The organism is Rhizobium sp. CBN3 (assembly GCF_030518245.1).
Lineage (GTDB): Bacteria > Pseudomonadota > Alphaproteobacteria > Rhizobiales > Rhizobiaceae > Rhizobium > Rhizobium aethiopicum_A.
Genome location: NZ_JAULSE010000046.1, coordinates 1 through 15,959, shown reverse-complemented (window position 1 = coordinate 15,959; position 15,959 = coordinate 1). Strand labels below are relative to the sequence as shown.

General features: G+C 60.7%; 18 protein-coding genes, 1 tRNA gene and 2 pseudogenes. 13 read left to right on the top strand and 8 right to left on the bottom strand.

What is annotated here, in order from left to right; all coding sequences use genetic code 11:
• Nucleotides 1-116, top strand: a pseudogene (locus QWJ46_RS30160) (IS481 family transposase); the annotation flags it as partial.
• Here QWJ46_RS30160 and QWJ46_RS30155 read toward each other — a convergent pair.
• Nucleotides 82-1,743, bottom strand: coding sequence for an AMP-binding protein (locus QWJ46_RS30155; protein WP_302756175.1), 1,662 nt, complete (start codon nt 1,741-1,743; stop codon nt 82-84). The pseudogene QWJ46_RS30160 and the gene QWJ46_RS30155 overlap by 35 nt on opposite strands.
• Before the next feature lie 193 nt (nt 1,744-1,936).
• Here QWJ46_RS30155 and QWJ46_RS30150 point away from each other — a divergent pair, with 193 nt between their 5' ends.
• Nucleotides 1,937-2,917, top strand: coding sequence for an aldo/keto reductase (locus QWJ46_RS30150; protein WP_302756173.1), 981 nt, complete (start codon nt 1,937-1,939; stop codon nt 2,915-2,917).
• A 91-nt stretch (nt 2,918-3,008) separates the two neighbouring features.
• Here the strand turns inward: QWJ46_RS30150 and QWJ46_RS30145 are convergent, their stop codons facing one another.
• Entirely contained in the window at nt 3,009-3,587 is a 579-nt protein-coding gene (locus tag QWJ46_RS30145; RefSeq protein WP_302756172.1) for a TetR/AcrR family transcriptional regulator, read from the bottom strand.
• A 127-nt stretch (nt 3,588-3,714) separates the two neighbouring features.
• Between QWJ46_RS30145 and QWJ46_RS30140 the strand changes: the two genes are divergently transcribed.
• Entirely contained in the window at nt 3,715-5,010 is a 1,296-nt protein-coding gene (locus QWJ46_RS30140; RefSeq protein WP_302756171.1) for an MFS transporter, read from the top strand.
• A 125-nt stretch (nt 5,011-5,135) separates the two neighbouring features.
• Nucleotides 5,136-5,220: transfer RNA gene (locus tag QWJ46_RS30135), tRNA-Leu, on the top strand.
• 204 nt (nt 5,221-5,424) lie between these two features.
• Here the strand turns inward: QWJ46_RS30135 and QWJ46_RS30130 are convergent.
• A complete protein-coding gene (locus QWJ46_RS30130) occupies nt 5,425-5,712 on the bottom strand; it encodes a hypothetical protein (protein ID WP_064697599.1) in 288 nt (95 codons plus the stop codon).
• 168 nt (nt 5,713-5,880) lie between these two features.
• Nucleotides 5,881-6,162, bottom strand: coding sequence for a hypothetical protein (locus tag QWJ46_RS30125; protein ID WP_088397018.1), 282 nt, complete (start codon nt 6,160-6,162; stop codon nt 5,881-5,883).
• A 209-nt stretch (nt 6,163-6,371) separates the two neighbouring features.
• Between QWJ46_RS30125 and QWJ46_RS30120 the strand changes: the two genes are divergently transcribed.
• A complete protein-coding gene (locus QWJ46_RS30120) occupies nt 6,372-8,117 on the top strand; it encodes a cation:proton antiporter (RefSeq protein WP_302756167.1) in 1,746 nt (581 codons plus the stop codon).
• A 16-nt stretch (nt 8,118-8,133) separates the two neighbouring features.
• On the opposite strand, the gene QWJ46_RS30115 is transcribed toward QWJ46_RS30120, so the two are convergent.
• On the bottom strand, nt 8,134-8,424 hold the full coding sequence (locus QWJ46_RS30115; protein ID WP_302756176.1) for a hypothetical protein: 291 nt from the start codon (nt 8,422-8,424) through the stop codon (nt 8,134-8,136).
• A 195-nt stretch (nt 8,425-8,619) separates the two neighbouring features.
• On the opposite strand from QWJ46_RS30115, the gene QWJ46_RS30110 reads away from it, so the two are divergent.
• Both QWJ46_RS30110 and QWJ46_RS30105 read left to right on the top strand, forming a co-directional pair.
• A complete protein-coding gene (locus QWJ46_RS30110; RefSeq protein ID WP_302756165.1) occupies nt 8,620-9,216 on the top strand; it encodes a YqaA family protein in 597 nt (198 codons plus the stop codon).
• A 22-nt stretch (nt 9,217-9,238) separates the two neighbouring features.
• Nucleotides 9,239-9,754 (top strand): disulfide bond formation protein B, encoded by a 516-nt coding sequence (locus QWJ46_RS30105; RefSeq protein WP_302756163.1) that lies wholly within the window; start codon nt 9,239-9,241, stop codon nt 9,752-9,754.
• A 9-nt stretch (nt 9,755-9,763) separates the two neighbouring features.
• On the opposite strand, the gene QWJ46_RS30100 is transcribed toward QWJ46_RS30105, so the two are convergent.
• Both QWJ46_RS30100 and QWJ46_RS30095 read right to left on the bottom strand, forming a co-directional pair.
• Nucleotides 9,764-10,321 carry an HNH endonuclease gene (locus tag QWJ46_RS30100; RefSeq protein ID WP_064710619.1) on the bottom strand — a complete coding sequence of 186 codons (558 nt, stop codon included), beginning with the start codon at nt 10,319-10,321 and terminating at the stop codon, nt 9,764-9,766.
• A 111-nt stretch (nt 10,322-10,432) separates the two neighbouring features.
• Nucleotides 10,433-11,125, bottom strand: coding sequence for a DNA-3-methyladenine glycosylase (locus tag QWJ46_RS30095; protein ID WP_302756156.1), 693 nt, complete (start codon nt 11,123-11,125; stop codon nt 10,433-10,435).
• On the opposite strand from QWJ46_RS30095, the gene gluQRS reads away from it, so the two are divergent.
• Nucleotides 11,124-12,005 (top strand): tRNA glutamyl-Q(34) synthetase GluQRS, encoded by an 882-nt coding sequence (gene gluQRS, locus QWJ46_RS30090; protein ID WP_184460164.1) that lies wholly within the window; start codon nt 11,124-11,126, stop codon nt 12,003-12,005. The genes QWJ46_RS30095 and gluQRS overlap by 2 nt on opposite strands.
• Here gluQRS and QWJ46_RS30085 read toward each other — a convergent pair.
• Nucleotides 11,970-12,893, bottom strand: a complete 924-nt coding sequence (locus tag QWJ46_RS30085) for a YihY/virulence factor BrkB family protein (protein ID WP_302756154.1) — start codon at nt 12,891-12,893, stop codon at nt 11,970-11,972. The genes gluQRS and QWJ46_RS30085 overlap by 36 nt on opposite strands.
• Before the next feature lie 75 nt (nt 12,894-12,968).
• On the opposite strand from QWJ46_RS30085, the gene QWJ46_RS30080 reads away from it, so the two are divergent.
• The 5 genes and pseudogenes from QWJ46_RS30080 to QWJ46_RS30060 all read left to right on the top strand — a co-directional run.
• On the top strand, nt 12,969-13,802 hold the full coding sequence (locus QWJ46_RS30080) for an SDR family oxidoreductase (protein WP_302756152.1): 834 nt from the start codon (nt 12,969-12,971) through the stop codon (nt 13,800-13,802).
• Nucleotides 13,803-13,820: 18 nt separating this feature from the next.
• The gene (locus QWJ46_RS30075; protein ID WP_184460161.1) at nt 13,821-14,024 is read left to right on the top strand and encodes a twin transmembrane helix small protein; all 204 of its coding nucleotides are present in this window, start codon (nt 13,821-13,823) and stop codon (nt 14,022-14,024) included.
• A 247-nt stretch (nt 14,025-14,271) separates the two neighbouring features.
• Nucleotides 14,272-14,850, top strand: a complete 579-nt coding sequence (locus QWJ46_RS30070) for a cob(I)yrinic acid a,c-diamide adenosyltransferase (protein WP_302756149.1) — start codon at nt 14,272-14,274, stop codon at nt 14,848-14,850.
• Between the two features lie 33 nt (nt 14,851-14,883).
• Complete coding sequence (locus QWJ46_RS30065; protein WP_302756147.1) at nt 14,884-15,666, top strand: rhomboid family intramembrane serine protease; 783 nt, start codon at nt 14,884-14,886, stop codon at nt 15,664-15,666.
• A gap of 184 nt (nt 15,667-15,850) precedes the next feature.
• Nucleotides 15,851-15,959, top strand: a pseudogene (locus QWJ46_RS30060) (electron transfer flavoprotein subunit beta/FixA family protein); the annotation flags it as partial.

The following is a 15,959-nucleotide window of genomic DNA, read 5'->3' as shown; positions in this document are numbered from 1 at the left end:
TGCCACGATGGCTCCATCGCTACAATTGGCACAGGCCTCACGGAAGCCTAAATTCAAAACCACCAATCAGCAGACTCGCTCTTACCCAGGACAACCTGTTGAGGCTCCACAGTTAGAGCCTTCCGCTGCAGCTTTCTCCCGCAGCAGCCGGCGGATGACCTTGCCGGTTGTCGTCAGCGGCAATGATTCGACGAACTCCACCTCGCGCGGATATTCGTGCATCGAAAGCCGCATCTTCACCCATTCGCTGATTTCGGCCGCCAGCGCCTCGTTCGGCGAATGGCCGGGTGACAGCACGATATAGGCCTTGACGATCTCGGTGCGCACCGCATCGGGTTTGCCGACGGCCGCGGCAAGCTGCACGGCGGGGTGGCCGATCAGGCAATCCTCGATCTCGGCCGGGCCGATGCGATATCCGGAGGATGTGATGACGTCGTCGTCGCGGCCCTCGAAGGTGACGTAGCCGTCTTCGTCCTGCCGGCCGATATCGCCGGTAAGCAGCCAGCCCTTGACGAATTTTTTCTCTGTCGCTGCCTGATCGTTCCAATAACCGAGGAACATGACGGGATCGGGACTGGCGATGGCGATCTGACCGGATTCGCCTGCCGGCACTTCGTCGCCCGCATCGTTGATGATCGCGACGCGATGTCCCGGCACCGCCCGGCCTATGGCGCCGGCCTTGGTCACGCCATAGGCAGCGCTCGACGAGAGCACGAAATTGCACTCCGTCTGGCCGTAGAATTCATTGACGGTGATCCCGAGCACGCGCCGCGCCCATTCATAGGTCTCACGGCCGAGCGCTTCGCCGGCCGAGCCGATGGTCCGCAGCACCAGATCATACTTCGAGCGCGGATCAGAAACGGATCGCATCAGCCTGAGCGCTGTCGGCGGAATGAAAGCGTTGCGCACATCCATCTCCGCCATGATCCGAAAAGCCATATGGGGATCGAATTTCTGCGCCGGCGACGAGACGACCGGAATCCCGAGAAGAAGGCTTGGCAACAGCGCATTCAGCAAACCACCCGCCCAGGCCCAGTCGGACGGCGTCCAGACCTTGTCGCCCACTTTCGGAAAACCCTCGTGGGCGAACTGCATGCCGGGGATATGGCCGGGCAGAACGCGGTGGCCGTGCAGCGCGCCCTTGGGCGGCCCCGTCGTGCCTGACGTAAAGATCATCAGCGCCGGGTCGTCGGGAGTCGTCTTTTCTCCCTTGAAGAAGGGCTCATACGACACGATCAGATCGGCAAAGGAAAGAGCGTCCGGCGCATTATCGAGGCTGATCACATGTCTGAGCTCCGGTAGCCGATCGCGAATTTGCCGGATACGATCGAGGCCGAAATCATTGGTGATGATTGCCGCCGCACCCGAAGTCCTCAGCCTATATTCGAGCGCATCGACGCCGAAGAGCAGCGCTAGCGGCAAGGCGATTGCACCCATTTTATAGATCGCGACATGAGCGACCACAGTTTCGAAGGACTGAGGCATCAGCAGGGCGACGCGATCGCCTCGCTGGATGTCGAGCGAAGCCAGTGCATTGGCGAACATGGAGGAGCAACCGGAAAGCTCGCCGTAAGTCAGCGAAAGATGCTCGCCATCCGGGTCGAAATGCTCAAGGCAGACGCGCTCAGGATCTTTCGCGGCCCAATCGTCGCTAACCGCGCGGCCGATATTGAAATCCTCCGGAATCCGCCAGGAGAAATCGCGATAGAGATCGTCGTAACGATCGTGTGACGGCAGTCGCATAGTCGAATTCCGGTGAAATGCTGCAGCAGCTAACACCTTGCGGCGCGGATGCGCAAGCTGCAGAGAAAAACCGCAGATCACGCACCATAGTACGCGTAGTCCGCAGATTGTTCATTCAGCCCCTGCGACTTTGGCGGTTGCGCACTAGATCATGAAACGCCGCGCGGGGTTATCTCAAGTCTTGGAGCGTTTCATGGAATACGTCAAATTCGGAAAGACCGGGCTCGAAGTCTCGAAAATCTGCCTGGGCTGTATGACCTTCGGTGATCCCGGCCGCGGCAATCATGCCTGGAGCCTGCGGGAAGAGGAAAGCCGGACGATGATCAAGCAGGCGATCGACCTCGGCATCAATTTCCTCGACACCGCCAACACCTATTCCAACGGCTCCTCGGAGGAGATCGTCGGCCGTGCCATCAAAGACTTCGCCAAACGCGAGGACATCGTGTTGGCGACCAAGGTGTTCAATCGCATGCGGCCGGGCCCGAATGGCGCCGGTCTGTCGCGCAAAGCGATCTTCGACGAGATCGACAATAGCCTGCGCCGCCTCGGCACCGACTATGTCGACCTCTACCAGATCCATCGTTTCGACTATACGACGCCGATCGAGGAAACGCTGGAAGCACTGCATGACGTCGTCAAATCGGGCAAGGCGCGTTATATCGGCGCCTCATCCATGTATGCTTGGCAATTCGCCAAGGCGCTCTATGTCTCCCGGCTGAACGGCTGGACCGAGTTCGTCAGTATGCAGAACCACCTGAACCTGCTCTACCGCGAGGAAGAGCGCGAAATGCTGCCCTTCTGTGAAGACCAGAAGATCGCCGTCATTCCCTGGAGCCCGCTGGCCCGCGGCCGCCTGACCCGCGATTGGGACGAAACGACGGCGCGCAGCGAAACCGACGAATTCGGCAAGACGCTCTACACGCAGTCCATCGATGCCGACCGCAACATCGTCGATGCCGTCGCCGAAATCGCCGGAGCCCGCGGCATTTCCCGCGCCCAGGTCGCCACCGCCTGGATCCTGCAGAAGAGCGTGGTGACCGCGCCGATCATCGGTGCATCCAAACCGAACCACCTGACGGACGCCGTTGGCTCGCTATCGGTCAAACTCACCGCCGAGGAAATCGCGGCACTCGAAGCGCCCTACATCCCGCACGCCATCGCCGGCTTTAAATAGCCGCCGGCATCTCGATCGGCCGACCTGTAAAGGAAAACTCCCTCTCCCGCCTGGCGTGGAGGGGTCGGAACATCGGCTTCCGCGCTCGGGCTTATGCTCGGCTGCCGGGATCGAGCTGCCGGCGCATCGTCACCAGAAACTGCTCGGCAAGCGCCCGGTCCTCGACGGCGCGGGCAAGAATAACGGCTCCCATCATCGATGAGAGCGTCGTCGCTGCATTGGCGCGACGCTCCTCCTCGGTCTTTCCAGGAACGATACCGGCAAGTGTATCAACCAATACGGACAGCCCGTCGCTGAAGACGGCGCGCATCGCGCCGCGGCTGCGGCTCACCTCCTGAATCAAGGTCGCGAAAACACAGCTGCCGCCCGGATCGTCAACCGTGCGCCAGTGAATATAATGGTCGAGAAGTGCCTGCAGCGGCCGGTCGGGAGACTCGGCAATATGCTCCTTCCAGCGCGTCTGGACCTTGTCGATCAGCTTGCGGCTGACCTCAAGCGCCAACTCGTCCTTCGAACCGAAGTGGCCGTAGAAGCCGCCATGCGTCAGCCCCGCCGCCTTCATGATATCGGCGACGCCGACGCCGTCGAAACCGTTCTCGCGAAAGAGCACGCCGGCAACACTGAGGATCTTCTCGCGGTTCTCGGCAAATTTTTCGCGGCTGACCCGCATCTTCATCTCCAGAAATCGTCGCTTGACAAAATATATGATGTCCATCATCAATAAGCAAGAAATATGATGCCAATCATGTAAATCGGCTCTTTATCTTCCCCCACCTGAATTCGAATGGAATCCCCTCATGGTTTCAGCAGTTCTTGCCTCCTCCCTTGCGCGGCGCAACATTCATTACGGTTGGGTCGTCGTTGCCGCGACCTTCCTGACCATGCTGGTGACGGCAGGCGCCATGGGCGCCCCCGGCGTCCTCATCAAGCCGCTCCAGGACGAGTTCGGCTGGGAAACGTCGCAGATATCCTCCGCACTAGCGATTCGCTTGCTTCTTTTCGGTTTCATGGGCCCGTTCGCCGCTGCCTTCATGAATTATTTCGGCGTGCGAAAGGTCATCGTCTTTGCAATGGCGCTGATCGGCTCAGGCTTCATCGGCTCGCTGTTCATGACCAAGCTTTGGCATCTGCTGGCACTGTGGGGCATCGTCGTCGGCTTCGGCACCGGCCTGACGGCCATGGTGCTGGCGGCAACGGTTTCGACGCGCTGGTTCGTCAAGCACCGCGGCCTTGTCGTCGGCATGCTCTCGGCAAGTTCGGCAACCGGCCAGCTTGTCTTCCTGCCGTTGATGGCAGAACTCACCGAACGTTACGGCTGGCGCGCCACCGTATTTTTCGTCTGCGCCATGATCATGGCGGCGGCCCTTCTCGTCCTTCTCTTCATGCGCGACCGCCCCTCCGACGTGAACCTGCCATTATTGGGAGAAGCCCATGTCGCGCCTGCGCCGACCCGCACGACACTCGGCACTGCGCTGATGACGCCGATCACCACGCTCCGCGAAATCTCGACGACCTCGACTTTCTGGATCCTGTTTGCCACCTTCTTCATCTGCGGCCTCAGCACCAACGGCCTGATCCAGACGCATTTCGTCACCCTGTGCGGCGATTTCGGGATCGTGCCGGTAGCAGCCGCCAGCGTGCTTGCCGTCATGGGCATCTTCGATTTCTTCGGCACCATCGGCTCCGGCTGGCTCTCCGACCGCTTCGACAATCGTTGGCTGCTGTTCTGGTATTACGGCCTGCGCGGTCTCTCGCTGCTTTATCTGCCCTTCAGCGATTTCAGCTTTTACGGGCTCTCGATCTTCGCGATCTTCTACGGTCTCGACTGGATCGCCACCGTGCCGCCGACCGTCAAGATTGCCGCCGACCGGTTCGGCCGCGAAAAGGCCGGCCTCGTCTTCGGCTGGGTCTTTGCCGGCCATCAGCTGGGCGCCGCCACCGCCGCCTATGGCGCCGGCCTGTCGCGCACGGAGCTGTCAAGCTATCTGCCCGCCTTCTTCGTCGCCGGCGCCTTCTGCCTCTTGGCTTCGATCCTGGCGATCACGCTGAAGAAGTCCGGCCTGACCAACCCGGCACCCGCCGTCGCCCACTGATATGAAACAGGATCCGGCCTCGAAACCAGGCCGGATCCTCCAAACGCTTCATTGCGATAACTTCGCCGGCCCGTCTTGCGCGCGCGGGCGCTCGCATGTTAGACAGCCGCCCGTCCGTATCCGTTGCCCCATTGGCGGAATTGGTAGACGCGCTCGACTCAAAATCGAGTTTCGAAAGAAGTGCTGGTTCGACCCCGGCATGGGGCACCAGCCTCCGCTCTAAGAGCTTCGGCTCGGCGAGCCGAAGAGAGAAGCCAAGCGGAGGCTGTCGCGCCGTAGTTCCGTCAGGAACGAAGGCGGACTGGTTCGATGATGCTCCGCTTAGCGGCACCATCATCCCGAATACAATCGTGTCGCGCCTTCGCATCATCAAGCTGACGCGGAAGCACGGAACGAATTCACATCTGCCCAAAACTACTTGTTCTTCAGCAGCCACATCTTGCCGGCCATCGTGATGCCGTAGACATCTTTTGACGCATCATCGTCGAGGTGACGCCGCTCAAGGAAGCCCGGCTCTTTCAACTCGCCCAGCGTCTTAGCCGTGACCGATTTCACCTTCTGCGGCCGCTCTTTCCAGCGGTCGGTCTTTGCGTAGGTCACCGTCGCGTTCTGATGCGTCCATTTATTCGCCGGCTGAGGATAGAGATCTCCGGCCTTGGCGAGTTTGAGTGCAACGATCTGGGATGGGGTAAGCTCAATCATACTGAAAAATTCCTGTGCGGGGTTCTGTGCGCCGAAAATGCGCTTCGAACGAAAGGGTGCTCATAACACCGCCTGATCACTTCCACCACCGCATTACGCGTGCGTGCCACGCGAAAGGCGAAAACCCGGCTCTTGTGAGCCGGGCTTCGTCTTTGTCGCGAATTTTCGTCAATAGCAGCGCCTAACCGTCCTGGTAACTTCGCCTTCATCGGTCTGACGGGTGACGCTCCTGGTTTCGCAGCCATCATGTCGATAGCGGCGATGCTCGCGTTCGCGCACGCCGAAGGTCACGCCGCGCTCGCTGATGGTGATGCCGGGCCGCACCCGCTCGTAACGATAGTCATCGTCATAGGAACGCTCCCTGACATAGACGCTGTCGGCGAGAACAGGCGCTGCGAACGAGCAGGCGGCAAGGGCCGTCACGGCACAGTTCAGAATGATCTTTCTCATGTCGTTTCTCCTTGTCTAAAGGGCCAACGAAGCAAAAGGGAAGTGGTTCCGACATCAGCGGCAACCCTGTCATTCTCGAATGGACGGGGAATTTATTGTTCGCGACCAAGCCGACACCTCCCAGAGCAGCCGCAAAACGCAAATCAACTGTTTAATTTTGCTTGCGCTTCGTCCAAGGTGGCGGCCGTTACCATCAGGCGAGGGCAGACGTGCATCAGGAAGTGGGACTCATTGCGACGGTCGCCGTCAGTTTTGTTTTCGCGGCGGTCCTCGGTTATGGCGCCGACCGGCTGCGGCTGCCGCCGCTCGTCGGCTATCTGATGGCCGGCATCCTGATCGGGCCGCTCACGCCAGGCTTCGTCGCCGATACCGCCCTTGCCGGTCAGCTTGCCGAAATGGGCGTCATCCTGCTGATGTTCGGTGTCGGCCTGCATTTTTCCGCTTCCGACCTGCTTGCCGTACGCGGGATCGCCGTGCCGGGCGCGATCGGCCGAATTATCCTGGCCACTCTGCTGGGCATCGGCCTCTGCATGCTCTGGGGCTGGAGCCTCGGCGCCGGTGTCGTCTTCGGGCTCAGCCTCTCGGTTGCGAGTACGGTCGTGCTCCTGAAGGCGCTGGAGGAACGCAATCTCGTCAATGCGCCGAGCGGGCGCGTCGCCGTCGGCTGGCTGATCGTCGAGGATCTGGTGATGGTGCTGGCGCTGGTGCTGCTGCCGGCGCTGGCAGAGCTTCTCGGCGGCCACGCCCTCGATACCAATCACGGCCTCGGTGAGCTGCCGCTGGTGCTGACGATTGGACTGACCTTGTTCAAGGTGCTGGCCTTCGCCGCCATGGCGATCTTCCTTGGCCCCCGTATCGTGCCCTGGCTGCTGACGATGATCGCCCGCACCGGCTCGCGCGAACTCTTCACGCTGACGGTGCTGGCGATCGCGCTCGGCATCGCCTTCGGCTCGGCCGCGATTTTCGGCGTCTCCTTTGCACTCGGCGCCTTTTTCGCCGGCGTCGTCATGAGCGAATCCCAGCTCAGCCACAGAGCAGCGGCCGATTCACTGCCCTTGCAGAACGCCTTCTCCGTGCTGTTCTTCGTCTCGGTCGGCATGCTCTTCGACCCCTCGATCCTGGTTCGCCAGCCGCTGGCCGTGATCGGCGCTCTGGCGCTTGTCATTCTCGGCAAGGCCGTCATCACTTTTGCCATCGTCATGCTGCTGCGATATCCGATCGGCATGGGGCTGACCTTGGCCGGCGGCCTTGCCCAGATCGGCGAATTTTCGTTCATCCTCGCCGGCCTCGGCGTCTCGCTCGGGCTTCTGCCACATGAAGGCCAGGATCTGATCCTTGCCGCAGCGATCCTGTCGATCACACTCAACCCGATCGTGATCGTCGCAACCGAGGGCCTGAAGAAATATATCCATGCGCAATGGCCCTCCCTCTTCGAAAGTTTCGGCAGAAAGAGGCAGAAGACGCTCGGCAAAGAACTAGAAAAGATCAGGGCGCTCGGCGAGGAACGCGAACGCCAGCATCAGCTGAAGATGCAGCAGCTGATCGAAACCTTTCCGCTGTTCTCTCAGGTCGGGGAGGATGCGCAGGAAGAGCTGCTGCTGCTCTTCAAGGCGAAGTCGGCTCCACCAGGCGAACGTGTCATCCGTCGCGGCGATCGCGGCGACAGCATGTATTTCATCTCCTCAGGTGCGGTCGAAGTGCGTCTCGCCAGCGGCGCGATCCGCCTGGAACCGGGCGCCTTCTTCGGGGAAATGGCGTTGCTGAGCGGCGGAAGGCGCACGGCAGACGTCATCGCCGTCGACTTCTGTCAGTTCGAGGTGCTCGAGCGGCGCGATTTCAATATGTTCATGTCGCATCATCCCAACTTGCGCGCCATCGTCAGCGAAATGGCGCAAAAACGCACGGAAATGAACGTCCTGCGTCAGCAATGGGAAAAGTCGATGGATCTGTCCTGAGGGCGCGGCGCTCGTCTCAACCCGCTGGCCAATAGCCGTCAGAGCGGAAATCGTCCGGGATCGGGTCGAGCCGCGACAAGGTCTCGGCTGCGAAATCGATCTGCAGCGACAGGTATTTCAGGGAGGCCAGCATCGGCACGCCGGTGGCAAATTCCCGAATGCGGGACGGGTGATAACCACTTTCCTTGAGCCGCCGGTTCGCTTCCTGGCGCACATCTTCCCGGCTCGGTCCCGAACCCGCTTCGGCCCGGTCATTTATTTGCACGGCCCGCCCAAGGCCGCCTTCGATCACTTTGAACATTCTCATTCCACCCTGCACGTCGACCACGTAAACCTTGCCGCAGAATGGCCGATTCGCAATCACATGAAATCTTGGGAAAGGCGGCGACGCCTCCGCATCACAAAATTTTTAGACGGCGGTGGCACGAAGGACACGGGCAAGCATTTACAGCGCCGCATACGACCCCTAAAGCTTTTCGCACCGCAATAGGAAAGGAATGGAATGCTTCGCAGACTTTACGACTGGACCATGTCTCTGGCCTCGCGCAAATCGGCCGAAGTCTGGCTCGCCGTCATCGCCTTCGTCGAAAGCTCCGTCTTTCTCGTTCCCGCCGACGTGCTTTTCCTGCCAATGGCGCTTGCCAAGCCGGAACGCTCCTACCGCTATGCGCTGATTGCGACCGTCGCCTCCGTGCTCGGCGGCATCGCCGGCTGGGCGCTCGGATATTACGCCTATGACGCAATCGCCAGACCAATTTTTGAGTTCTACAGCAAATTCGATGAATTCGAGCAATGGCGAAGCGCAATTCACGGCGAATGGGAAATCCTGTTACTATTGCTGGTGACTTCCGGCTTAGCGCACCTTCCGCCGATTAAGGTCGTGACCATTCTGGCTGGCGTCATTGGCATGAATCTAGGCTTCTTCGTCATTTCCGCCATCATAGCTCGCGGTGCTCGGTTCCTGCTTTTGGCGTGGCTGCTTCGTCGATATGGCGAGTCGATCCGCCACTTCGTCGAAAAGCGCCTTGGTCAGATCGTCGGCATTGGTGCCGGCGTCCTCATCACACTTGGAATCGCGTATAAACTGCTTGCCCACTGAGCCAACGTTGCGGAGTTCCGCCATGACGACCATTTCCTCGCCGCTCGCCCGGCCCGGCTTTACCTATTCCCTGCTGCTCGCCATCGGCATGGCGGCAGCAGTCGGCACGGCGCTCGGCTTCCAATATATCGGCGGCTACATTCCCTGCGCACTCTGCCTGCTGCAGCGCCAGCCCTATTATTATGCCATTCCGATCGCCATTCTCGCTGCCATCTGCGAGCTTGCCGGTCTGCCGAACTGGATTTCCCGCGCAATGCTGCTCGCGGCCGGCATCCTGATGTTGGTGACGGCCGGCATGGGCGTCTATCACGCCGGTGTGGAATGGCATTTCTGGCCGGGACCGGCGACCTGCTCGACGACCGCAAACAGCATGACGAGCAATGCCGGCGATCTGCTCACCGAGCTTAATACGATCAAAGGCCCATCCTGCACCGATGCGGCGCTCAGAGTGCTTGGCCTGTCTTTTGCAGGCTGGAACGTGATCGCCGGCATTCTGCTCGCAGCTTTCGCCTTCGTCGGCGTCCGCAAATCTGCGTGAGCGAGCCTATCAGGGCTGCAGTTCGGTATCCCAGTAGAGATAGTCGAGCCAGCTTTCATGCAGATAGTTGGGCGGAAACAGCCGGCCGTTATTGTGCAGATCCTGCACCGTCGGCTGATAGGGCTTCTGCGCCGGGAACATGCCCGCCTGCTTCGGAAGCTTGCTGCCCTTGCGCAGATTGCAGGGCGAGCAGGCTGCCACGACATTCTCCCAGGTCGTCTCGCCGCCATGGGCACGCGGGATGACGTGGTCGAAAGTCAGGTCGTCATGAGAGCCGCAATACTGGCACTCGAATCGGTCGCGTAGGAAGACGTTGAACCGGGTGAAAGCCGGATTGCGCGATGGCTGAACGTAAGTCTTCAGGCACACGACACTCGGAAGCCGCATCGAAAAGCTCGGCGAGGAAACCGAATGTTCATATTCCGCGATGATATTCACACGGTCGAGGAAGACCGCCTTGATCGCGTCCTGCCAGGACCAGAGCGACAAGGGATAATAACTCAGCGGCCGGTAGTCAGCGTTCAGGACGAGCGCCGGCAGGGCCTGCGGGGAGACTGCAATCGTCAAGGGACTCTCCTGATCGATTCGGCATCTGCACCTGTATATTAGGCCGGTTGTTACAGGATTGTGAAGTCCAATAAATTCAGAGGATAAAGGCAATTTGAAGAGTGTGGCCGATCAGCCGATCGGCACCATGTCGCGCCGCATTCTCGTGGCGTAATAGGCCCAGAAAAGCCGCGCCGCTACGGAGCGCCACGGCGACCAGATCTCCGAAAGCTTGGCAAGCGCCTTTGTTTGCGGCCGCGCCGCAAGCCCAAGCGCAGCGCCGACGGCATTCTGCAGCGCCACATCGCCGGCCGGAAAGACATCGGCGTGGCCGCCGCAGAACATCAGATAGACCTCCGCCGTCCATGGACCGACGCCCTTGAAGGCGGTGAGTTCGCCAAGCGCTTCGTCCGGCGGCTTCAGACACAGCCCCGAAAGATCGAGGCGGCCGGCGGCAACGGCTTCAGCAACCCGTGACAGCGTATCGGCCTTGGCGCGCGACAGGCCGAATTCCCGCCAAGCATCAGGCGCAAGCAGCGCGTAACTTTCGGCGGTCAACGGTCCGTCCGCCGGCAGCATGCGCCGCCAGATCGCCTCGGCGCTGGCGCGCGAGACCATTTGCGAGACGATGATATGGGCGAGGCCGGCAAAACCGGGTTCGCGCAGCCGCAGTGGAACAGCCCCTGCATCCGCTGCGATCGGCACAAGGCGTGGGTCGAGGCGCAGCAATGATTCGAGCCCCAGCTTGACGTCATCGTCGTTGCGGATGATCTGCACGCGTCCTCCCAGTGGTTCGAAACCAAAATCCGTGGCAGAAGAAAGCATGACCACGAGCGAGCGTCAAAAACCTGTCTTTCGTTTTGCGCCGAGTCCCAACGGATCGCTGCATCTCGGCCATGCGCTGTCGGCCTTTTTGAACCGCGATATGGCCGAGGCCGAAAATGGCCGCCTGCTGCTGCGCATCGAGGATATCGACCAGACGCGCTGCACCCCCGAATTCGAGGCCGGCATCCTGAGGGACCTCGACTGGCTTGCTATCGATTGGGAAAGCCCGGTGCGGCGCCAGTCGGAACATTTCCCGGAATATCAGGCGGCGCTCCACGCATTGATCGAGCGCGGCCTGGTCTACCCGGCTTTCTTGACGCGCGGTGAGGTGAAGGCGCGTGTCTCCGCCTACGAGGCAACCGGCCAATCCTGGCCGCGCGACCCCGATGGCACGCCGCATTACCCGCCGGTTGATCGCGAGCGGTCCGAGGCCGAATGGCGGGATATCCTTTCCTCCGGGAAAAAACATGCCTGGCGGCTCGATATGCGTAGGGCACTCGACCTGATCGGCGAACTGCTATTCTGGACCGAAACCGGCGACGGCAGGACGGGCCAGATCGCCGCCGAACCCGACGTCTGGGGAGATGTCATCCTGTCTCGCTCGGATGCCCCCTCGAGCTATCATCTTTCGGTGGTCGTCGACGATGCGCTGCAGGGCGTCACCCATGTCGTACGCGGGCTCGACCTCTTCCACGCCACATCGGTGCACCGGCTGCTGCAGGTGCTGCTCGGCTTGCCGCAGCCCCTCTATCACCACCATCGTCTCATTCTCGACACCGATGGCCGTAAGCTTTCGAAAAGCGAAGGTGACAGCGGCCTTGCCGAATTGCGTGCCCAGGGCATGTCAGGGGCCGATATTCGCCGCCTTGTCGGGCTCTGACTGCCGTTTGACACGCTCTCTGCCGACGATCGAAAGTGTGTGCGAGAACATCCGGAAGACGCGGAACTTGATCAGCGCCGCGTTGATCTCTGCGCCGATGATGAAGATGACGCCGACCATGTAGAGGAAGATCAGCACGATCATCACCGAGGCGAGACCGGCATAGGTCGCGGTATAATTGGCGAAGGTCGCAAGGTAATAGGCAAAGACCAACGCGCCGGCGAGCCACAGAAGCAGCGTCAGCAGCACGCCGGGAATGACGTCGAACACCCGCCGCTTGCCGGCCGGCAGCCACAGATGCATGACCAGCAGCCCGACGGTGAGCACGACAAGGGTGCCGTAGATGCGCCAGCTGAAGACGACGTCGAGCGTATCGGCAAACAGCGGAAGCCACTTCCGGGCATAGTCGAGAGCCAATGGCACGGCCACCAGCAGGATGCTGATCGCCGCGAAGATGATGACGGCAATCAGCACATAGCCGAGGCTGGCGAGGCGAGTGAAATACCACGGCCGCGTTTCCTGCACCCGATAGGCACGGTTGAGCGAGATGCGCAGCGCTTCGACGCCGTTTGAGGCGAAATAGGCCGCCGCCAGCACCGAGATCGTCAGCAGCCCGCCGCGCTGAATGGTCAGGACCTGGAGCACCTGGTCGGCGAGCGGCTTGGCGATCGCCTCCGGCCAGGTGTCGAAGATCAGGTGGATGGCAGTGGAGGAAAACTGATCGGCGCCGAGGAAGCTTGCAAGCGCCGTGCCGAAGATCAGGAAGGGGAAAACCGCAAGCAGGCTCGACAGCGCCACGTGGCTCGCCATGGCAAAGCCGTCATCCTCGACCATGTGACAGATCGCATCATAGACCACGTCGTAGATCGTGCGCAGCGCCTTCCGCATTCCGTCCCCGGCTTCCAGATTGTATCCTCTGGCCGAATATGGGAAACGAGTCCCATTTTGTACAGGAATCATTCCATGGCGGAACAGCGCACAATCGTCGTCACCGGCTGTTCCTCCGGCATCGGCGCTTACTGCGCCCGGGCGCTGAAAGCCGATGGCTGGCGTGTCTTTGCGACAGTGCGCAAGGCCGATGATCTGCCGGCACTGGAAACCGACGGCATCGAAGCTTTCGCGATGGACTATGCCAGGGCCGACACCATCTCCGACCTGGTAGCCGCGGTCCTCGATCGCAGCGGCGGCCGCATCGACGCGCTCTTCAACAACGGTGCTTATGGCCAGCCTGGCGCCGTCGAGGATCTGTCGACGACGGCGCTGCGCGCGCAATTCGAGGCGAACTTCTTCGGCTGGCACGAATTGACCCGACAGCTCATTCCGTCGATGCGCAAACATGGTCGCGGACGGATCGTGCAATGCTCCTCCATTCTCGGCCTGGTTCCCTATCGCTATCGCGGTGCCTACACCGCCTCGAAATTTGCCCTCGAGGGCCTCAGCATCACCCTTCGCATGGAACTCTACGGCAGCGGCATCCATGTGAGCCTGATCGAGCCCGGGCCGATCGCCACGCGTTTCACCGCCAATGCGCTCGCAAAGTTCAGGGAAAACATCGGCCTCGAGAATTCGCCGCACGCCGCCGATTATGCCAGACAGATGGCAAGGCTTGACGGCTTGGGGCCGGTCAACCGCCACAAACTTGGCCCCGACGCGGTTTATTCGGTATTGAAACACGCATTGAACTCGAAAAGACCAAGGCCACATTATCCTGTAACGACTCCGGCTAAACAGGGCATGCTCCTGAAGCGGCTGCTTCCGGCGGACCTCTTCTACAATCTGATGCGCTGGACCGATTGATCGAGAAAGTTGAATACCATGTCCACGGCCACCTATATCCTTGCGATCATCGTCATGGGCATCGTCGCCCTCGTGCTGATCCGCGGCCTCTTCAACATGATGAAGGGCGGTGATGCCAACCTTTCCAACAAGCTGATGCAGCTTCGCGTCCTGTTGCAGGCGATCGCCGTCGTCCTGATCATGCTGACGCTCTGGCTGACCGGCGGCGGCCGTCCGAGCTGACGGAAACCATGGAGTGGTTGTTTTGATGACGAATGGGAATGACCGAGGACACCGTGATGCCTGATGAGGTGTCTCTTCACGCAGCATCAAGTTTGGCGAAAAGGCCAACTCCACTCTCCGTCATCCTCGGCCTTGAGCCGAGGATCCATGCCACGGCAGCTGATCGATGCGGCGTGGATGCTCGGGTCAAGCCCGAGCATAACGGAGGTTGGGGTGAAGCGACAATCCTCCCGCCAAGCGGTGCGACATGGTGAAACTCAACAAGATCTACACCAAAACAGGCGACGACGGCACGACCGGTCTTGTTTCCGGACCCCGGCGCATGAAGGACGACCTGCGCGTCGCCGCCTACGGCACGATCGACGAGGCCAATTCCGCGATCGGCTTGGCGCGGCTTCACACGACAGGCTTGCCCGAGCTCGACGCGATGCTGATGTCGATCCAGAACGATCTCTTCGACCTCGGCGCCGATCTCGCCACTCCCGACACCGGCGAGCCCTCGGCCTATGAGCCGTTGCGGATCGTCGAGACGCAGGTCGAGCGGATCGAACGCGATATCGACCGGCTGAACGCCGATCTGGATCCGCTGAAATCCTTCATCCTGCCGGGCGGCAGCCCGGCTGCCGCGCATCTGCATCTGGCCCGCACGATCGCGCGGCGGGCCGAGCGCCTGATGGTCACGCTTGCGCGCACGGACGGGGAGATCATCGGCGAAACCGCGATGAAGTATATCAATCGGCTCTCTGATTTCCTCTTCGTCGCGGCCCGTCATGCGAATGACCGCGGTCGTGCGGATGTGCTTTGGGTTCCGGGAAAAAACAGATAGGTTTGCCGCGATCACGATCGCCGGGGGGGCCTTATGTTCATACCACTTCACGATGCCAATACGCTGAAATATATCAAGGTTCAGTGGGTGACTCTCGCCTTGATCACCTTGAACGTCGCCGTCTGGCTCTTCACCAGTTTGGAGAGCGAACTGGCAGCCCAGGCGACGACGGTCGGTCTCGGCTTCATCCCGGCGATCGCCTTCGGGCACGCGCAATTGGCACAGGGATTGGAAATCGTGCCGGAGCCGCTGACCTATCTTACCTATGCCTTCGTCCATACGGGTTTCTGGCATCTGGCCTCCAATATGGTCTTTCTCTGGGTTTTCGGCGACAATGTCGAGGATGCGATGGGCCATATGCGTTTCCTGCTTTTCTACCTCCTCTGCGCGGCTGCTGGCGCCCTTTGCCACGGTCTGCTGACGACGACGTCGGAAGCGCCGCTGGTCGGCGCTTCCGGGGCGATCTCCGGCGTCGTTGCCGCCTATGTCATGCTGCATCCGCGCGTCAGGGTCTGGGTGCTGGTGTTCCTGCGTGTGCCCTTGCCCCTGCCGGCCTTCGTGCCGCTGCTTTTGTGGATCGGACAGCAATTCTTCATGCTGGCGATTGCGCCGGATGGCGATGTTTCCTGGGGCGCCCATGTCGGCGGCATCCTTGTCGGTGCCCTGCTGATCCTCGTCTTGCGCCGTCCAGGCGTGCCGCTCTTCGACCGGGAAATCGTCACGCCCCGCGCCGTAAGGGATGAAGCTGGCGCCGTTGCGGCCGCCACGGGCGGCCGCAGCGAGCAGCGTCTTCCCTGGGGCCGAGGCCGGCGCTGATCGATATATTGACGTGTACGTAAACGTCCATATATTGCCGGGGCGATTCCCAGCCGGCGTCATGCAAGCGTTGTATTTGGAGGAAAAACGCGTATCCATGTCGCCATTCGACAATCGAAGCGGCGCCTGAACGCGCATTTTTCAAAAAACTCCTGAAACCAGTTTCTCTTGAAGGAAGGCCCCCATGAAGATTCTCGTGCCCGTCAAGCGGGTAGTCGACTACAACGTGAAGATCCGGGTTAAGCCGGATGGCACGGGTGTCGAGCTTGCCAATGTGAAGATGTCGATGAACC